This window comes from Agrococcus sediminis, assembly GCF_007923295.1.
GTDB lineage: Bacteria > Actinomycetota > Actinomycetes > Actinomycetales > Microbacteriaceae > Agrococcus > Agrococcus sediminis.
The window spans coordinates 276,048-293,925 of sequence record NZ_VOIR01000012.1 but is presented as its reverse complement, the minus strand read 5'-3'; the positions used below and the strand labels follow the sequence as shown (position 1 = coordinate 293,925).

The 17,878-nt window shown below is 71.7% G+C and carries 7 protein-coding genes; 4 read left to right on the top strand and 3 right to left on the bottom strand.

Features of this window, described 5'->3' with window-relative positions; translation table 11 throughout:
* Positions 1-37: 37 nt before the first annotated feature.
* The 3 genes from FQ330_RS05055 to FQ330_RS05045 all read right to left on the bottom strand — a co-directional run bounded on the left by FQ330_RS05055 (position 38) and on the right by FQ330_RS05045 (position 2,211).
* Positions 38-496, bottom strand: coding sequence for a SprT-like domain-containing protein (locus tag FQ330_RS05055; RefSeq protein ID WP_128188743.1), 459 nt, complete (start codon positions 494-496; stop codon positions 38-40).
* Positions 497-589: 93 nt separating this feature from the next.
* Positions 590-1,162 carry a hypothetical protein gene (locus FQ330_RS05050; protein WP_128188742.1) on the bottom strand — a complete coding sequence of 191 codons (573 nt, stop codon included), beginning with the start codon at positions 1,160-1,162 and terminating at the stop codon, positions 590-592.
* Between the two features lie 209 nt (positions 1,163-1,371).
* A complete protein-coding gene (locus tag FQ330_RS05045) occupies positions 1,372-2,211 on the bottom strand; it encodes a spermidine synthase (protein WP_128188741.1) in 840 nt (279 codons plus the stop codon).
* A 254-nt stretch (positions 2,212-2,465) separates the two neighbouring features.
* Here FQ330_RS05045 and rpoB point away from each other — a divergent pair, with 254 nt between their 5' ends.
* The 4 genes from rpoB to FQ330_RS05025 all read left to right on the top strand — a co-directional run bounded on the left by rpoB (position 2,466) and on the right by FQ330_RS05025 (position 17,862).
* Complete coding sequence (rpoB, locus tag FQ330_RS05040) at positions 2,466-5,936, top strand: DNA-directed RNA polymerase subunit beta (protein ID WP_128188740.1); 3,471 nt, start codon at positions 2,466-2,468, stop codon at positions 5,934-5,936.
* A gap of 43 nt (positions 5,937-5,979) precedes the next feature.
* Positions 5,980-9,864: a DNA-directed RNA polymerase subunit beta' gene (gene rpoC, locus FQ330_RS05035; protein ID WP_146355723.1), complete on the top strand. Its 3,885-nt coding sequence runs from the start codon at positions 5,980-5,982 to the stop codon at positions 9,862-9,864.
* Positions 9,865-10,021: 157 nt separating this feature from the next.
* Positions 10,022-11,548 (top strand): hypothetical protein, encoded by a 1,527-nt coding sequence (locus tag FQ330_RS05030; protein WP_146355721.1) that lies wholly within the window; start codon positions 10,022-10,024, stop codon positions 11,546-11,548.
* Between the two features lie 215 nt (positions 11,549-11,763).
* Entirely contained in the window at positions 11,764-17,862 is a 6,099-nt protein-coding gene (locus tag FQ330_RS05025) for an Ig-like domain-containing protein (protein ID WP_146355719.1), read from the top strand.
* Positions 17,863-17,878 lie beyond the last annotated feature (16 nt).

The window sequence follows — 17,878 nt, the reverse complement described above, 5'->3', positions numbered from 1 at the left end:
CGAGAGCGTGCGGGCCGTCACCGCCGGCGCCCGCGGCTCACGCGGCCTGCTCGCGGCGGCGCCAGCGCACCTCGACCACCCGGCGCGCCGAGCGCGTGCACGGCGTGCACGCGTAGCGGCCCCTGGGGGCCCGGAAGCGCACGTGCTCGTGGCCGCCGGGGCACGAGCCCACCCAGCCGGCGCGCTCCGCGGCGATCTCGCCCTGGTGCGTGCGCCCGCCGACGTAGCCGAGCTCGCGCGCGGTGCGCTCCCAGCGCGGGCCGTGCCCCGCACCCGGCCCGACCATCGCGTGGGCGACCTCGTGCAGGAGCGTCTGGTGCACCTCGTCGTCGTCCCAGCGCGCGGCGAGGTGCCGCGAGACCGTGATGCGCCGGTGCGTGTAGTCCGTGAGGCCCGCGCGCTTCGCGGCACGGTCGAAGGCGAAGCTCCAGCTGTCGTCGAGGTGCAGCCGGATGAGGGCCTCCGCCCAGATCCGCACCCGATCGAGATCAGCCATCCGCTCCTCCTCCAGCCCCGCGCCCGGCTGCGAGCATGCCAGCCGCCGCCCACGCTGCGCCGACCGGCCGCGAACGCCTGTGGAAGGTGCGCGTCAGCGCCCGCCCCAGATGGGGTGGGAGGCGCGCGGCACGTCCTGGTCGGCCCGCAGGGCCTCGGTCTGCGCGCGGTCGGTCGCGACGAGCAGCGCGACCTCGGCCGCCTCGAGCTGCTCGGCCGGCAGCTGCGCCTCGCGGCACAGCTCGACCGCGACGGTGAAGTCGACGAGCGACTCGTGCCACTGCTCGAGCGCGAAGTGCACGGTGCCGCGCTGCTGCAGCGCGTGCGCCCAGAGCTCGACCCAGTCGTTCGAGCGCGACTCGGCGATGATCGCCGTGCACTCGCGCAGCGCCGTGCGCAGGTCGCCGCGCGTCTGCACGACGGAGGCGCGCAGCAGCCGCGCCTCGGCGACCCGGTCGCGCGAGCCCGACGCTCGCGCGAGGGTCACCGCCTCGCTCGCCGCCGCGAGCGCCTCGTCGAGCCGGCCGATGCTCTCGAGCAGCCAGGCGCGCTCCGACACCGCGGCGAGCGAGCGCTCGCGGCCGAGCTGGCGCAGCCTGCGGGCCGCGGCCCCGACGTCGACGGCGTTCCGCAGCGCGGTCTGGTCGTAGCCGATCGACTCGCTCATGCGGTCATCGTCCCGCACCGGGGCGGCTTTCCCCGGGAGCCCGCCCCGCGAGCCGCGGGGCGCCCAGCACAACGCAAGCCCGCCGTCGACGATCAGCGGCCGCTGGAGCCACCGCCCGCCGAGGCGCGCTGAGCCGGCGCGCCGGGCTTGCGTTGTGCGCCGGGGCCGCGCGGCCTGCGCCCGGGAAGGGACGGATGCGGCGGGTCGCGTCAGCCGAAGACGCCGCGGCCGGGCGCGGGGCTCGGCGTCGCGTCGGCGTCCCGCGCCGGCAGCGCGCCCCCGAGGAAGCGGCGCAGCTCGGCGCCCGAGACGACCTTGCCCGGCAGCGGGTCGCGCCGCAGCGCGCGGCCGATCGCGTCGAGGTCGGGCAGCGCCGCGCCCGCGACCGCCACGACGTTGCCGAACCTGCGGCCCTTGAGCATGCCGGGATCGGCGAGCGCGGCGACCTCGCCGTGCACCTCGTGCAGCGCAGCGAGCTGGCGCTTGGCGAACGCGAGCGTGCGGTCGTCGGCGATGTTCACGACCACGACGCCGTCGGGCGCGAGCAGGTCGCGCACGAGCGCGTGGAACTCGACGGTGGTCACGTGGGCCGGCGTCTGCGAGCCCGAGAAGACATCCACCACCACGAGGTCGGCGCTCCCGCGCAGCCCCGCGGGCAGGCGGCCGAGCTGCTCGCGGGCATCGCCGTAGCGCACCCGCACGCTCGCGCCGCGGGGGAGCGGCGCGACCTCGCGCACGAGCTCGACGAGCAGCGGCTCGAGCTCGATCACCTGCTGGCGGGAGCCCGGGCGGGTCGCGTCGACGTAGCGGGGGAGCGTCAGCGCGCCGGCGCCGAGGTGCACCGCGGTGACCGGGCCGGGCGGCAGCGCGTCGATGACGTGCCCGATCTGCTGCACGTACTCGTAGACGAGCAGCTCCGGCCGCTCGGGGTCGACGTGCGACTGCGGCGTGCCGTCGACGACGAGCTGCCAGCCGCCCGCGCCGGCGAAGCGCATCTCGGCGTGCAGGCCGCTCGAGAGCCGGCGACTGGGGGTCTCCACAGGCACCATTGTCCGCCCTCGCGGCGATCCGGGTCGCGCGCTAGCATCGTCGGACGCAGGGGCGAGGGCCGACACGCCGACCCGGCTGGACATCCGGGCATCCGCGGCGTATCGTAGCCATTTGCGCTCACAGACATCCCCTCTGCCTTCATATTGCGGTCGGCCTGCGCCCGAACAGGGCGCTTCAGGGTGTTGACGAGTCTCTCACCGACGACACGATCCCGGGAAGACCCGCAACCCTTCCCGGCCCGGAGGTATCTGCCTTGGCTGAACTGAGCCCCAAGACCGGTCGGAACGCAAGCCGACTGAGCTTCGCGCGAATCTCGGACACCCTGACCGTCCCCGACCTGCTGGCACTGCAGACCGAGAGCTTCGAATGGCTCATCGGCGACGCTGCCTGGAAGGCCCGCCTCGACCTGGCGAACGCCGAGGGTCGCGACGACGTCCCCGCGCACTCGGGCCTCGAGGAGATCTTCGAGGAGATCTCGCCCATCGAGGACCTGAGCGAGAAGATGCAGCTCTCCTTCTCGGAGCCGGTGCTCGACGTGCCCAAGTACACGATCGACGAGTGCAAGGAGCGCGGCAAGACGTACGCCGCGCCGCTGTACGTCTCGGCCGAGTTCATGAACCACGAGACGGGCGAGATCAAGTCGCAGACCGTCTTCATGGGCGACTTCCCGCTCATGACCGAGAAGGGCACGTTCATCGTGAACGGCACGGAGCGCGTCGTCGTCTCGCAGCTCGTGCGCAGCCCCGGCGTCTACTTCGAGCGCACCCCGGAGAAGAACTCCGACAAGGACATCTACTCGGCGCGCGTCATCCCCAGCCGCGGCGCCTGGCTCGAGTTCGAGATCGACAAGCGCGATGCCGTCGGCGTGCGCATCGACCGCAAGCGTAAGCAGTCGGTCACCGTCTTCCTGAAGGCGCTCGGCATGACCGCCGAGGACATCGCGCAGGAGTTCGCCGGCTACGAGTCGATCCTCGCGACGCTCGAGAAGGACGCGCCCATGTCGAAGGAGGACGCCCTCCGCGACATCTACCGCAAGCTGCGTCCGGGCGAGCAGGTCGCCGCCGAGGCCGCCCGTGCGCTGCTCGACAACTTCTACTTCAACCCGAAGCGCTACGACCTCGCGAAGGTGGGTCGCTACAAGATCAACCGCAAGCTCGGCATCGACGCGCCCATGAGCGACTCGGTGCTCTCGGTCGAGGACATCGTCGCGACGATCAAGTACCTCGTCGCGCTGCACGCCGAGGAGACCACGCTGCCGGGCGTCCGCAAGGGCGAGGCCGTCGACATCCGCCTCGACGTCGACGACATCGACCACTTCGGCAACCGTCGCATCCGCGCCGTCGGCGAGCTCATCCAGAACCAGGTCCGCACGGGCCTGGCCCGCATGGAGCGCGTCGTCCGCGAGCGCATGTCCACGCAGGACATCGAGGCGATCACCCCGCAGACCCTGATCAACGTGCGTCCCGTGAGCGCCGCGATCAAGGAGTTCTTCGGCACCTCGCAGCTGTCGCAGTTCATGGATCAGAACAACCCGCTCGCGGGCCTGACCCACAAGCGCCGCCTCTCGGCCCTCGGCCCCGGCGGCCTGAGCCGCGAGCGCGCCGGCGTCGAGGTGCGCGACGTGCACCCCTCGCACTACGGCCGCATGTGCCCGATCGAGACGCCGGAAGGCCCGAACATCGGCCTCATCGGCTCGCTCGCGACCTTCGCGCGCATCAACTCGTTCGGCTTCATCGAGACGCCGTACCGCCGCGTCGAGAACGGCATCGTCGGCGAGCAGATCGACTACCTGACCGCGTCGGAGGAGGACGAGTTCGTCGTCGCCCACGCGAACAACCGCCTCAACTCGAAGCAGCAGTTCGTCGAGGACCGCGTCGTCGCCCGTCGCAAGGGCGAGGAGGTCGAGCTCGTCGTCCCGACCGAGGTCGACTACATGGACGTCTCGCCGCGCCAGATGGTGTCGGTCGCGACGAGCCTCATCCCGTTCCTCGAGCACGACGACGCGAACCGCGCCCTCATGGGTGCGAACATGCAGCGCCAGGCCGTGCCGCTCGTGCGCTCCGAGGCGCCGTTCGTCGGCACCGGCATGGAGGGCTTCGCCGCGATCGACTCCGGCGACGTCATCACCGCCGACAAGGCGGGCGTCGTCGCCGAGGTCTCGGCCGACATGGTCTCGATCCAGCTCGACGAGGGCGGCACGCAGCAGTACTTCCTGCGCAAGTTCGACCGCTCCAACCAGGGCACGTCGTACAACCACCGCGTCATCGTCTCGGCGGGCGACCGCATCGAGGCCGGCGAGGTCATCGCCGACGGCCCCGCGACCGACCAGGGCGAGCTCGCCCTCGGCCGCAACCTGCTCGTGGCGTTCATGCCGTGGGAGGGCCACAACTACGAGGACGCGATCATCCTCAGCCAGAACCTCGTGAAGGACGACGTGCTCTCGTCGATCCACATCGAGGAGTACGAGGTGGATGCGCGCGACACGAAGCTCGGCAAGGAGGAGATCACCCGCGACCTCCCCAACGTCGGCCCCGACCTGCTCGCCGACCTCGACGAGCGCGGCATCATCCGCATCGGCGCCGAGGTCGTGCCGGGCGACATCCTGGTCGGCAAGGTGACGCCGAAGGGCGAGACCGAGCTGTCGGCCGAGGAGCGCCTGCTCCGCGCGATCTTCAACGAGAAGAGCCGCGAGGTGCGCGACACGTCGCTCAAGGTGCCCCACGGCGAGCAGGGCACGGTCATCGCCGTCAAGCAGTTCCGCGCTGAGGACGGCGACGACGAGCTGGGCTCGGGCGTGCACGAGAAGGTCGTGGTCTACATCGCGCAGAAGCGCAAGATCACCGAGGGCGACAAGCTCGCCGGCCGTCACGGCAACAAGGGCGTCATCGCGAAGATCCTGCCCGAGGAGGACATGCCGTTCCTCGCCGACGGCACGCCGGTCGACATCGTGCTGAACCCGCTCGGCATCCCGAAGCGCATGAACTTCGGCCAGGTGCTCGAGACGCACCTCGGCTGGATCGCGAAGACGGGCTGGAAGGTCGACGGCACGCCGGAGTGGGCAGAGGGTCTCGACCCCCGCACGCTCGAGGCGCCCGCCGACACGAAGGTGGCCACGCCGGTGTTCGACGGCGCGACCGAGGAGACCATCATCGGCCTGCTCGACGCGACGCTCCCGACGCGCGACGGCCTCCGCCTCATCGACGGCTCGGGCAAGGCCAACCTGCTCGACGGCCGCTCGGGCGAGCCGTTCCCGTACCCGATCTCGGTCGGCTACATGTACATCCTCAAGCTGCACCACCTGGTCGACGACAAGATCCACGCGCGCTCGACCGGGCCGTACTCGATGATCACGCAGCAGCCCCTGGGCGGCAAGGCGCAGTTCGGCGGCCAGCGGTTCGGCGAGATGGAGGTCTGGGCGCTCGAGGCGTACGGCGCGGCCTACACGCTGCAGGAGCTCCTCACCATCAAGTCGGACGACATCGTCGGCCGCGTGAAGGTGTACGAGGCGATCGTCAAGGGCGAGAACATCCAGGAGCCCGGCATCCCCGAGTCCTTCAAGGTGCTCATGAAGGAGATGCAGTCGCTCTGCCTGAACGTCGAGGTGCTGAACGCAGCCGGCGACGTCGTCACGCTGCGCGATGACGAGGACGAGGCCCTCCGCACGGCCGAGGAGCTCGGCATCAACATCTCCCGGCCGGAGATGTCGTCGATCGACGACATCTGATCCAGCAGCCGCAGACAGAACTTCGAAACAAGAGGGAAATGCATTGATCGACGCAACCACGTTCGATGAGCTGCGGATCGGCCTGGCAACGGCCGACGACATCCGGGGCTGGTCCTATGGCGAAGTGAAGAAGCCGGAGACCATCAACTACCGCACGCTGAAGCCGGAGAAGGACGGCCTGTTCGGCGAGCAGATCTTCGGCCCGAGCCGCGACTGGGAGTGCGCGTGCGGCAAGTACAAGCGCGTGCGCTTCAAGGGCATCGTCTGCGAGCGCTGCGGTGTCGAGGTCACGAAGTCGTCGGTGCGCCGCGAGCGCATGGGCCACATCGAGCTCGCCGCCCCCGTCACGCACATCTGGTACTTCAAGGGCGTGCCCAGCCGTCTCGGCTACCTGCTCGACATGGCGCCGAAGGACCTCGAGAAGGTCATCTACTTCGCCGCGTACATGATCATCCGGGTCGACACGGAGGCTCGTCACGAGCGCCTGCCGCAGCTCGAGCAGGAGCTGCGCCTCAAGGTCGCCGAGATCGAGAAGCGCCGTGACGCCGACATCGCCGAGCGCCTCTCGCAGCTGGAGGCCGACGTCGCCCAGCTCGAGGAGGAGGGCGCCAAGGCCGACCAGAAGCGCAAGGTCAAGGACGCCGGCGAGCGCGAGATGGCGCAGCTGCGCAAGATCGCCGACGACCAGATCGCCCACATGGAGCGGGTCTTCGACGACTTCCGCACACTGAAGGTCGGCGACCTGAAGGCGGAGGACGCGGCGTACCACGACCTCACCGACCTGTACGGCGAGTTCTTCGAGGGCCACATGGGCGCCGAGGCGATCAAGCTGCGCCTGCTCGCCTTCGACCTGGCCGCCGAGGCCGAGGACCTGCACACGCAGATCGCCGAGGGCAAGGGCCAGCGCAAGATCCGCGCGATCAAGCGCCTCAAGGTCGTCAACTCGTTCCTGCAGACGGGCAACAGCCCGGCCGCGATGGTGCTCGACGTCGTCCCGGTGATCCCGCCGGAGCTGCGCCCGATGGTGCAGCTCGACGGTGGCCGCTTCGCGACGAGCGACCTGAACGACCTCTACCGCCGCGTCATCAACCGCAACAACCGACTCCGCCGCCTGCTCGACCTCGGTGCCCCCGAGATCATCGTGAACAACGAGAAGCGCATGCTGCAGGAGGCGGTCGACGCCCTGTTCGACAACGGCCGCCGCGGCCGTCCCGTCACGGGCACCGGCAACCGCGCGCTGAAGTCGCTCTCCGACATGCTGAAGGGCAAGCAGGGCCGGTTCCGCCAGAACCTGCTCGGCAAGCGCGTCGACTACTCGGGCCGCTCGGTCATCGTGGTCGGCCCGCAGCTGCAGCTGCACCAGTGCGGCCTGCCCAAGCAGATGGCGCTCGAGCTCTTCAAGCCGTTCGTCATCAAGCGCCTGATCGACCTGGGTCACTCCCAGAACATCAAGCACGCCAAGCGCATGGTCGAGCGGTCGAAGCCGCAGGTGTGGGACGTGCTCGAGGAGATCATCCGCGAGCGCCCCGTGCTGCTGAACCGCGCGCCCACGCTGCACCGCCTCGGCATCCAGGCCTTCGAGCCGCTGCTCGTCGAGGGCAAGGCCATCCAGCTGCACCCGCTCGTCTGCTCGGCGTTCAACGCCGACTTCGACGGCGACCAGATGGCCGTGCACCTGCCGCTGTCGGTCGAGGCCCAGGCCGAGGCCCGCGTGCTGATGCTCGCGTCGAACAACATCCTGAAGCCGTCCGACGGCCGCCCGGTGACGCTCCCGACCCACGAGATCGTCTCCGGCCTGCACCACCTCACCACGGTGAAGGCGGATGCGGTGGGCACGGGCCGCGCGTTCTCCTCGGTCGCCGAGGCGATCATGGCCATGGACCAGGGCTCCCTGGACCTCGGTGCCGTGGTGCGCATCCGCCTGTCGGGCCTGGTCTTCCGCGACCAGGACCGCCCGGAGGGCTTCGTCGACGGCGAGCCGTTCCTGCACGAGACGACGCTCGGCCGCGCGCTCTTCAACGAGCTGCTGCCGGACGACTTCCCGTTCGTCTCCGAGGTCGCGGCGAAGCCGGTCATCTCGCTCATCGTGAACGCGCTCGCCGAGCGCTACCCGAAGACCGTGGTGGCGGCGACGCTCGACAAGATCAAGGACGCGGGCTTCTACTGGGCCACGCGCTCGGGCATCTCGGTCGCGCTCTCGGACGTCATCACCCCCGCGCGCAAGGGCGAGATCGTCGCCGCCGCGGAAGAGGTGGCGCGCAAGGTGCAGGACAAGTTCGAGAAGGGCCTCATCACCGACGCCGAGCGTCGCGGTGACCTGACCGAGCTCTGGACGAAGGCCACCAACGAGGTGCAGAAGGCGACGCAGGACGCGTTCGACGAGGGCAACTCGATCTACCGCATGGTGACCGCCGGCGCGAACGGCAACTGGATCCAGGTGCGCAACATCACCGGCATGCGAGGCCTGGTGACGAACCCGAAGGGCGAGGTCATCCCGCGTCCGATCATCTCCTCGTACCGCGAGGGGCTGACGGTGGCGGAGTACTTCATCGCCACGCACGGCGCGCGCAAGGGCTCGGCCGACACCGCGCTCCGCACCGCCGACTCGGGCTACCTGACGCGTCGACTCGTCGACGTCTCGCAGGACGTCATCATCCGCGAGGACGACTGCGGCACGGAGCGCGGCCTCGACACCCCGATCGCCGAGCTGGTCGACGGCCAGCTGGTGCTGCACGAGAACGTGGAGTCCGCGGTCTACGCCCGCAACGTCGCCACGGACGTCGTCGCGGCCGACGGCACGGTGCTCGCCACCGCGGGCTCCGACATCGGCGACCTCGAGATCCGCGCGTTCATCGCCGCGGGCGTCGAGCAGGTCAAGGTGCGCTCGGTGCTCACGTGCGAGTCGGCGGTCGGCGTCTGCGCCCACTGCTACGGCCGCTCGCTGGCCACCGGCAAGCTCGTCGACATCGGCGAGGCGGTCGGCATCATCGCCGCCCAGTCGATCGGCGAGCCCGGCACGCAGCTCACCATGCGCACGTTCCACACGGGCGGCTCGGTCGGCGCGAGCGACATCACGCAGGGTCTGCCCCGCGTGACGGAGCTCTTCGAGGCCCGCACCCCGAAGAACTCCTCGCCGATCGCCGAGGCGGCCGGCCGGGTGCGCATCGAGGAGGACGAGAAGTCGAAGCGCGTCGTGCTCACGCCCGACAACGGCGACGAGGAGCTCGTCTACCAGGTGCTGCGCCGCGCAACGCTGGAGGTCGGCGACGGCGACCACGTCGAGCAGGGCCAGCAGCTGCAGGTGGGCTCGGTCGACCCGAAGGAGGTGCTGCGCGTGCGCGGCGTCCGCGAGGTGCAGAAGCACCTGGTCTCGGGCGTCCAGGACGTGTACCGCTCGCAGGGCGTGCCGATCCACGACAAGCACATCGAGGTCATCGTGCGGCAGATGCTGCGCAAGGTGACGGTCGTCGACCACGGCGAGACCGACCTGCTCCCGGGTGAGCTCGTCGACCGCTCGCGGTACAACGAGCTGAACCGCGCGGCGCTCACCGAGGGCAAGAAGACGGCCTCGGCCCGCCAGGAGGTCATGGGCATCACGAAGGCGTCGCTCGCGACGGAGTCGTGGCTGTCGGCCGCCTCCTTCCAGGAGACGACCAAGGTGCTGACCGAGGCGGCTCTGGCCGGCAAGCGCGACCCGCTGCTCGGCCTCAAGGAGAACGTCATCATCGGCAAGCTCATCCCCGCGGGCACCGGCCTGGCGCGCTATCGCGACGTCTCGGTCGAGGCCACGGAGGAGGCGAAGGCGGAGCGCTACCCGAACCGCCTGTTCGCCGACGCCGGCGGCGTGGACGAGTCCGACCTGTCCTACCTCGACTTCGACGCCTTCACGGGCGGCGAGCTCGGCGAGGAGCCCGGGCAGTACGTCTAGCCCGCAGTCGACGATGGGGCCGCACCCGCGAGGGTGCGGCCCCTTCGTCGTGCCCGGGGCAAAACGGATGCGCGCGGTGCGGCGCGGGGGACGCCCGGCGCGCCGTGCCTACAATCGGCCGACGGCGCGGCACCGAGCCGCCTCAGGAGGTTTCACCATGAGCGACGAGCAGCCCACCTCGTGGCGCGATCGGTTCTTCGGCAGCGCATCGGCCAAGGAGCCCACCACCGGCGACACCGGCGCTGAGGCCGTCGAGCCCTCGACGAGCGAGCGCCAGGTGCACCACCACTCGGCCGACGACGCGCCCGACGACGCGGAGGTCGCGGCCACCTCGGTCTCCGAGCACGACGAGCACCAGCCGCTCGTGGAGCACGAGCCGGGCACCGACACCGCGCCGCTCGACACCGCGGTCGCCGACGACCGGGGCGACAGCCCCATCGAGCCGACCGTGATCGCGCCCTCCACGCTGCGCGGCCCGTCGCACTCGGCCGCCGCGCCCGACGACATGGCCCGCACCGACGCCCACGAGGCGCACGGCGACGCGGCGGCCAGCTCGCTCGAGCAGCAGCCCGAGCTCGCCCCGCACGAGCCCGAGGGCCCCCGCGACGCGGCGGCCGACGGCGACGACGCCTCGCGCGACGCGGGCGACGGCCCGCCTCCGCTCGTCGAGCCGCGCCGCCCCTCCTTCGGCCTGCGCCGCCACACCGCCGGCACGGACGCCGGCGCGGCCGGTGACGTCGGCGGCGACGGCACGCCCGACGGCGACCCCGCGCCCGACGCCGATCGCGGCCACGCCGGCGCGCTCGCCGCGGGCGGCGTCGCCGCCGCCGGAGCCGCAGGTGCCGCCGCCGCCTCCCGCGACGGCCGCTCCGACCGCGACTTCGTCGAGCCGGAGCCGACGCAGGCGATGGACGCCCAGCACCACGACGACCAGGCCACCCGTGCGATCGACACGCACGACGCCGACGGCGACACCCGCGTGCTCGAGCAGCAGCCGGGCGCCGACGAGCGCACGCAACGCTTCGGCATCGTGCGCGACGAGGTGCCCGCATCGGCGATCGCGGTCGACGAGGAGACGGCGCGCGCGGCCTCGGGCGGCACGCCCATCGTGCTCGTCGAGGAGCCCGTGCCGCCGCGCCGGAAGGGCGCCCGCGGGGTCGGCTTCGCGGTCGCGCTCCTCGCCACGGCGATCTTCGCGCTCGTGTTCGCCGCCGCGTTCTTCGCGGTCGGCTACCTCTTCGACCGCGGCTTCGACGCCGCCGAGACGCTCGAGACCGTGTGGCTGCGGCCCTCGTTCCTCCTGCCGGTCATCGTCTTCTTCCTCGCCTACTGGCTGGTCACGCTCGTCGTCAACCGCGCAGGCTGGTGGGCGCACGTGCTCGGCGCCTTCCTCGTCGCGCTCCTCGTCTACGCCGCGCACATCGGCGGCGCCTACATGGAGGCGGAGGGCGGCTGGGAGAGCTACACGGCGCTCCCGGGCATCGACGCGGAGGAGCTGGGCCAGCTGATCCTGGCGCCCCTGTCGGTGCTCGCGTTCGTCATCGCGCGCGAGGTGCCGGTGTGGGTCGGCGGGATCGTCTCCCGCCGCGGCCGCCGCGCCCGCGAGTGGAACCGCCAGGCGATGGACGACTTCAACGCCGAGAACGCCGAGCGCCTCGCGGCCTACGAGCGCGCCAGGAGTTGAGCCCGGAGCTCACCTGCGTGGTGAGCGCGGAGGGCTCAAGGTCGAGGAGCGCGCGACCGCAGGTCGCACGCGTCGCGAGACACCGGCCGCGACACACCGCCCAGACTCGAGGCTCGCTCATCTGACACAATGGCCGCGGTCACGCTCTGCAAGCGTGCCCTCAGGTTTCGGTCAGCGTTTCTCATGAGGTGGGGGAGCCGGTCTTGCTCCGGTGGGTGAAGCACCACCGCAGGTCTGCGGCAGCGGGCGGTCTCGTCACCGCCGTCTCCGTCGCGCTCGGGATCCTCGCGTTCACCTACGACGGCTTCACGACCACCGACGTCGACCTCAACGACGGCGGTGTCTGGGTGACGCGCACGAGCACGCAGGAGCTCGGCCGCATCAACATCCAGGCCGAGGAGCTCGACGCCGGCCTGACGTCGCCGACGGCGACGTTCGACGTGCTGCAGGACGGCGACCGGGTCCTGCTCCACAACCAGGAGGCATCCGCCGCCCTCGTCGTCGACCCGCTGCAGGTCGCCACGGGCACGAGCGTGCAGCTGCCGCCGCAGGGCGAGATCGCGATGGGCGGCGGCATCGTCGCGATCCTCGACCCCGCCGACGGCTTCCTCTGGGCGATGCCCTTCGACGAGCTGGGCGGGTTCTCGGCCGAGAGCACCGACCCGATCGCCGAGCTCGGCGAGGGGGCGGCGGTCGCCGTGGGGCTCGACGGCACCGTGCACGCCGTCTCGCCCAGCGGCGCGCAGCAGGTGGTGGTGCCGCTCGAGGACGGCGTGCTCGACGAGCCGCGCTTCCGCGAGCGGGGCGAGCTGCGCGAGATGGCCGACCCCGTGGTCACCGCCGTCGGCGCCGAGCCGGTCGTGCTCGACGCGAGCACGGGCGCGCTGCTGCTGCCCGGCCGCGCCGTCGAGGTGCCCGAGGGCGCCGCGGTGCAGCTCGTCGGCGACGCGTCCGACCGCGTGGTCCTGTCGACGCCGACCCAGCTCATCCGCCAGCCGCTCGGCGGCGGCGAGCCCGAGGTCGAGGAGCACCCGGACGGCGGCGACGCTGTGCGCCCCGTGCAGCTCGACGGCTGCGTCTACGGCGTCTGGCCCGCCGCGGCCGACTTCGTGCGCGACTGCCAGGACGACGCGCGCGACCACCGCGTGCAGGTCGAGGGGATGGACGGCTCGCCCACCGCCTTCCGCGTCAACCGCGACGCGGTCGTGCTCAACCAGTTCGTGCAGGGCGCCTCGTGGATCCTCGCCGACACGCTCATCATGGTCGACAACTGGGACGATCTCGTGCCGCCCGAGTCGGAGGAGCAGTCCGAGGAGGAGGAGGACGAGTCGACCGAGGACCTCCTGACGAACCAGCCTCCGCCCGTCAACGAGGAGAACACCGCGCCCGTCGCCAACGACGACCGGTTCGGCGCGCGGCCGGGCCGCTCGACGATCCTGCCGGTGCTGTGGAACGACGTCGACGCCGACGGCGACGTGCTCACGGCGGCGGTCGCAGGTCCCCTCCCCGAGGGCGTGAGCGTCGCCCCGGTCGCCAACGACTCGCGGCTGCAGCTCGAGCTGCCGGCCGACTATGCGGGCGGCGGCTTCAGCTTCTCGTACGAGATCGACGACGGCCGCGGCGAGACCGACGAGGCGACCGTGGCCGTGCAGGTGCGCGCCCAGAGCGAGAACGGCGCGCCCGAGCAGCTGCGCGCGCAGGCGTTCGCCGTCGAGCAGGGCGGCGAGTACGAGTACCAGGCGCTCAGCGACTGGCTCGACCCCGACGGCGATGACCTCTACCTGCAGGGCGCCACCTCCGCCTCGGGCGACACGATCCAGACCGACCCGTCGGGCCGCCTCATCTACACGGCCACCGGCGACGTCGGCATCCAGGAGGTCGAGATCACGGTCTCCGACGGCCGCACCGAGACGACGGCCGAGGTCACCGTCGACGTGCGCGAGCGCGGCGACGCGAACCCGCTCGCGAACGCCGACTTCATCACGACCATCGAGGGCCGCGAGGCCACGGTGCGCCCGATGCTGAACGACTTCTCGCCCTCGGGGCGGCCGCTGCGCCTCGCGTCGGTCGAGCCCGCCGAGGGGCTCGAGATGACCTGGGATGCGTCGACCGGCACGGTGCGGATCACCGGCGGCGCGGTCGGCACCCACTACTTCACCTACATGATCGCCGACGGCCCGCTGTCGAGCATCGGGCGCGTACGCGTCGACATCCGGACGCCCGACGACGAGGCGCGACCGGTCGCGGTGCGCGACATCGCGCTCGTGCCGCAGCAGGGCAGCGCCGTCGTCGACCTGCTCGCGAACGACGTCGACCCGGCCGGCGGCGTGCTGGTCGTGCAGCAGTTCACGATCGAGAACGCGGCGCCGGTCACGGTCGAGCTGCGCGATCGCCGCATCGTCAGCATCGTCGACAACCGCGGCCTCGAGAGCCCCTTCCAGTTCACCTACACCGTCTCGAACGGCCGCTACTCCGAGACCGGCACGGTCGAGGTGATCCCGGTCGCGCCGCCCGAGCAGCCGCGCGCGCCGAAGGCCGTCGACGACGCGGCGACCGTGCGCGCAGGCGACTACGCGACGGTCGACGTGCTCGGCAACGACTTCTCGCCCGACGGCACGCCGTTCGAGATCAACCCGCAGGTGATCGACACGAGCTTCGCCTCGGAGGAGGAGGGCGTCGCCTTCATCTCAGAGGGCAAGCTGCGCGTGCACGCGCTCGAGGGCGGGCCGACGCGCGCGACCGTCACCTACGAGATCCTCGACGAGCTCGGCAACCGCGACTCGGCGACGGTCGCGGTGACGATCGTGCCGCGCGAGGCCGAGCAGAACGCGCCGCCCGCGCCCGAGACGGTCACCTCCCGCGTGCTCGCCGGCGCGACCGTGCGCATCCCCATCCCGCTCGACGGCATCGACCCCGACGGCGACGGCGTCGAGCTCGTCGGCTACGACACCGGCCCCGACGGCGGGCGCGTGCTGCCCGAGGTCGGACCCGACTACTTCGACTTCGAGGCGTTCCCCGGCAGCGCCGGCACCGTCGAGTTCACCTACCGCGTGCGCGACCGCTGGGGCGCCGAGGGCACGGCGACCGCGATCATCGGCATCGCGCAGGCCGCCGACGTCAACCAGACGCCGTTCGCGCAGACCGACCTCATCACGGTGCGGCCCGATCGCGCGATCGCCGTCCCGGTGCTCGAGAACGACTCCGACCCCGACCAGGACGCGCTGACGCTGCAGGTCGACGGGCTCGAGCTGCCCTCCGAGCTGTCCGAGGCCGAGGTCAACACCGAGCGCAGCACCGTCGACCTGCGGTCGCCCTCGGCACCCGGCGACTACCAGTTCACCTACGCGGTGGTGGATGCGCGGGGCGCGAGCACGACCGGCACGGTGCTCCTGACGGTCGCCGAGGACGCGCCGCTGCAGCCGCCGGCCGCGCGCGACGACCCGCTGCCGCGCGACCAGGTCGAGCTCGACCAGGCGTTCGACGTGCCCGTGCTCGAGAACGACCTCGATCCCGACGGCGACCCGAGCGACCTCGAGCTGTCGATCGTCACGGGCGAGGGCCGCGTGGTCGGCGACATGGTGCAGGTCGTGCCCTCGGAGGAGTTCCAGGTCGTCACCTACCGCGTCACCGACATCGACGGGCTCGCGGCGGAGGCGTTCGTCGCCGTGCCGCCGGTGCGCGACCGGGCGCCGTACCTCGCATCGACCCAGGCGCTGCAGATCGGATCGGGGCTCGAGCTCATCATCGAGCTGCGCGACGAGGTGACCGTGCCGAGCGGCGGGGCTCCGCGCATCACCTCCGGCGACACGGTCACGGCCGTCAACGCCGAGGGCTCGCTCATCGTCGACAACGACACGCTGCGCTTCCAGTCGCCGCAGGGCTACGTGGGCCCCGCATCCATCACCTTCGAGGTGACCGACGGCGACGGGCCCGACGACCCCGACGGCAACACGGCGATGCTGACGATCCCGATCGACGTGACCCCGTCGAGCGCGATCCCGCCGAGCTTCGCGGGCGCGGTCGTGCGCCCCGAGGCGGGCGAGCGCGCCGCGACGTTCGACCTGCTCGACGCCACCACCGACCCCGATGTGGGCGACATGGAGGCGATGCGCTTCGAGCTGCGCGGCGGCTCGATGCCCGGCGTGCAGCACTCGCTCGAGGGCTCGGTCTTCACCGCGTCCGCCGACCGCACGACCGCGCCGGGCACCACCGGCTCGTTCCAGATCGTGGCGATCGACCCGCTCGGCAACGAGGCGCCCGGCACCGTGGTCGTCGAGGTCGTCGCGACGACGAGGCCGATGGCGATCGCGCGGCCGGACACCGGCGAAGCGACCGCGGGCCAGCCCGTCACCGTCGACGTGCTGCAGGACGACTTCAACCCCTACCGCGACGAGGGCGTGCCGCTCGAGATCCTCTCTGCCGAGCTGGTCGCCGGTCAGGGAGAGCCCTCGACCGACGGCAGGACGGTCACCGTCACGCCCGCGGCCGACTTCTCGGGCGTGCTGACCGTGCGCTACACGGTCCAGGATGCGACCGAGCGCGTCGAGCGGCAGGTGACCGGCACCCTCACGCTCAACGTCAAGGCGCGCCCGGACGCGCCCCCGAGGCCGAACGTCGACGCGGTCGGCGACCGGCAGGTGACGCTCACCTGGGCCGCACCGCCGTCGAACGGCGCGCCCATCACCGGCTACGTCGTGCAGTCGACCGACGGCGCGATCAGCTTCCCGTGCTCGTCCACCACGTGCACCGTCACCGGGCTGCGGAACAACATCACCTACACGTTCCAGGTGGTCGCCCAGAACGAGGTCGGCGACTCCGACCCCTCCCCGGCGTCGAACGAGGCCCGACCCGACCGGCGTCCCGAGCAGCCCGCACCTCCCGTCGTCGAGCGCGGCGACACGCAGGTGGGCCTGACCTGGACGCCGCCGGCGTCCTTGGGCTCGCCGATCCAGCACTACGTCGTCGAGATCTCGCCCCCGGCGCCCGGCGGAGTCGTGCAGCAGCAGGCGGCCGGCACGAGCTTCACCTGGACGGGGCTCGCGAACGGCACGGCATACAGCTTCCGCATCCAGGCGGTGAACCTCGCGCCCGAGCCGAGCGACTTCTCGGCGTACTCGCAGCCCGTCACGCCCGCGGGCCCGCCCACCCAGGTGCAGCAGGTGTCGGCGAGCCCCGACCGGTCGATCCCGGGCGAGGTGCAGATCCAGGTGACGTGGCAGGCGCCGAACCCCAACGGCGCGACGATCGAGACGTACACGGTCACGCCGTCGAACGGCGCGGCTCCCGTGCAGGTCACGGGCACCTCGGCGAACTTCCGGTTCCCGGCGGCCGACGAGAGCATCTCGTTCACGGTCACGGCCACGAACGATGCCGGCACGAGCCAGCCATCGGCGGCATCCGCCCCCGTGCGCACCTACACGGCGCCCGACGCGCCGAGCAGCGTGAGCGCGACCGACGGCAACGGCGACTCGGTCGTCGGCTGGACGCCCGGCAACCCGAACGGCCTGCGCTCGAACGAGATCCGCTTCGAGGTGCGCGGCGGCGGCGCGGGCGCCCAGTCGTTCGGCCCCGGCGGCACCTACACCGGCGTGGACAACAACGGCGGACCGTACACGTTCGAGGTGCGCGCCTACGCGATCGTCGACGGCGTCGAGTACTCGAGCGGCTGGACGGCCGCCGGCAACGTCGCGCGGCCCTACGGCGCGATCGGCAGCCCGTCGGCGAGCGGCAGCGGGCAGGTCGAGCAGGTGACCTTCCAGTGGAGCGCTCCCGCGCGGAACGGCCGGAACATCACCACGCGCATCCGCATCGACAACGGCAGCTGGCAGTCGGTGCGCAACAGCGACTCCATCACCGTCGGCGCCCGGGGCGGGCAGACCGTGCGGATCACCGTCGAGTCCTCGACCGGCGCCGACCCGACCGGGCACGGCGCGCAGACGACCACCGCGACCGCGCAGGCGACCGCCGAGGTGCGCCTCAATCCCCGGGTGACGCTGTCGAAGGGCGACATCGCCCACGCGGGTGGATCCAACCCGTGCGCGGGAGCGAATGGTGAGCCGTGTCGCTACTACCAGCTCAACTGGCAGGATCTCCGGCCCGGCAACTACCAGTTCAGCTGTCACAACACTGCATCCAACGGCGGTGCCCAGTTCCAGAGCGGCACCGTCAGCGTCGGATCGCTGAGCGGCTCGACGCAGAACCGCGCGAACGGCGACAAGATGTGCTACTCCGGCTTCGCCGGTGACGCCTGGATGCAGATCAGCGGCGGCCCCGACAACGTCAACCTCAGCACGCCCCGAGTGCGGTGGCCGTGATCGTCAGGAGAGAAGC

Bases quoted from the DNA above. Each gene is read 5' to 3' on its own strand.
- FQ330_RS05055 (WP_128188743.1), bottom strand. From the start codon at position 496: ATGGCTGATCTCGATCGGGTGCGGATCTGGGCGGAGGCCCTCATCCGG.
- FQ330_RS05050 (WP_128188742.1), bottom strand. From the start codon at position 1,162: ATGAGCGAGTCGATCGGCTACGACCAGACCGCGCTGCGGAACGCCGTC.
- FQ330_RS05045 (WP_128188741.1), bottom strand. From the start codon at position 2,211: ATGGTGCCTGTGGAGACCCCCAGTCGCCGGCTCTCGAGCGGCCTGCAC.
- FQ330_RS05030 (WP_146355721.1), top strand. From the start codon at position 10,022: ATGAGCGACGAGCAGCCCACCTCGTGGCGCGATCGGTTCTTCGGCAGC.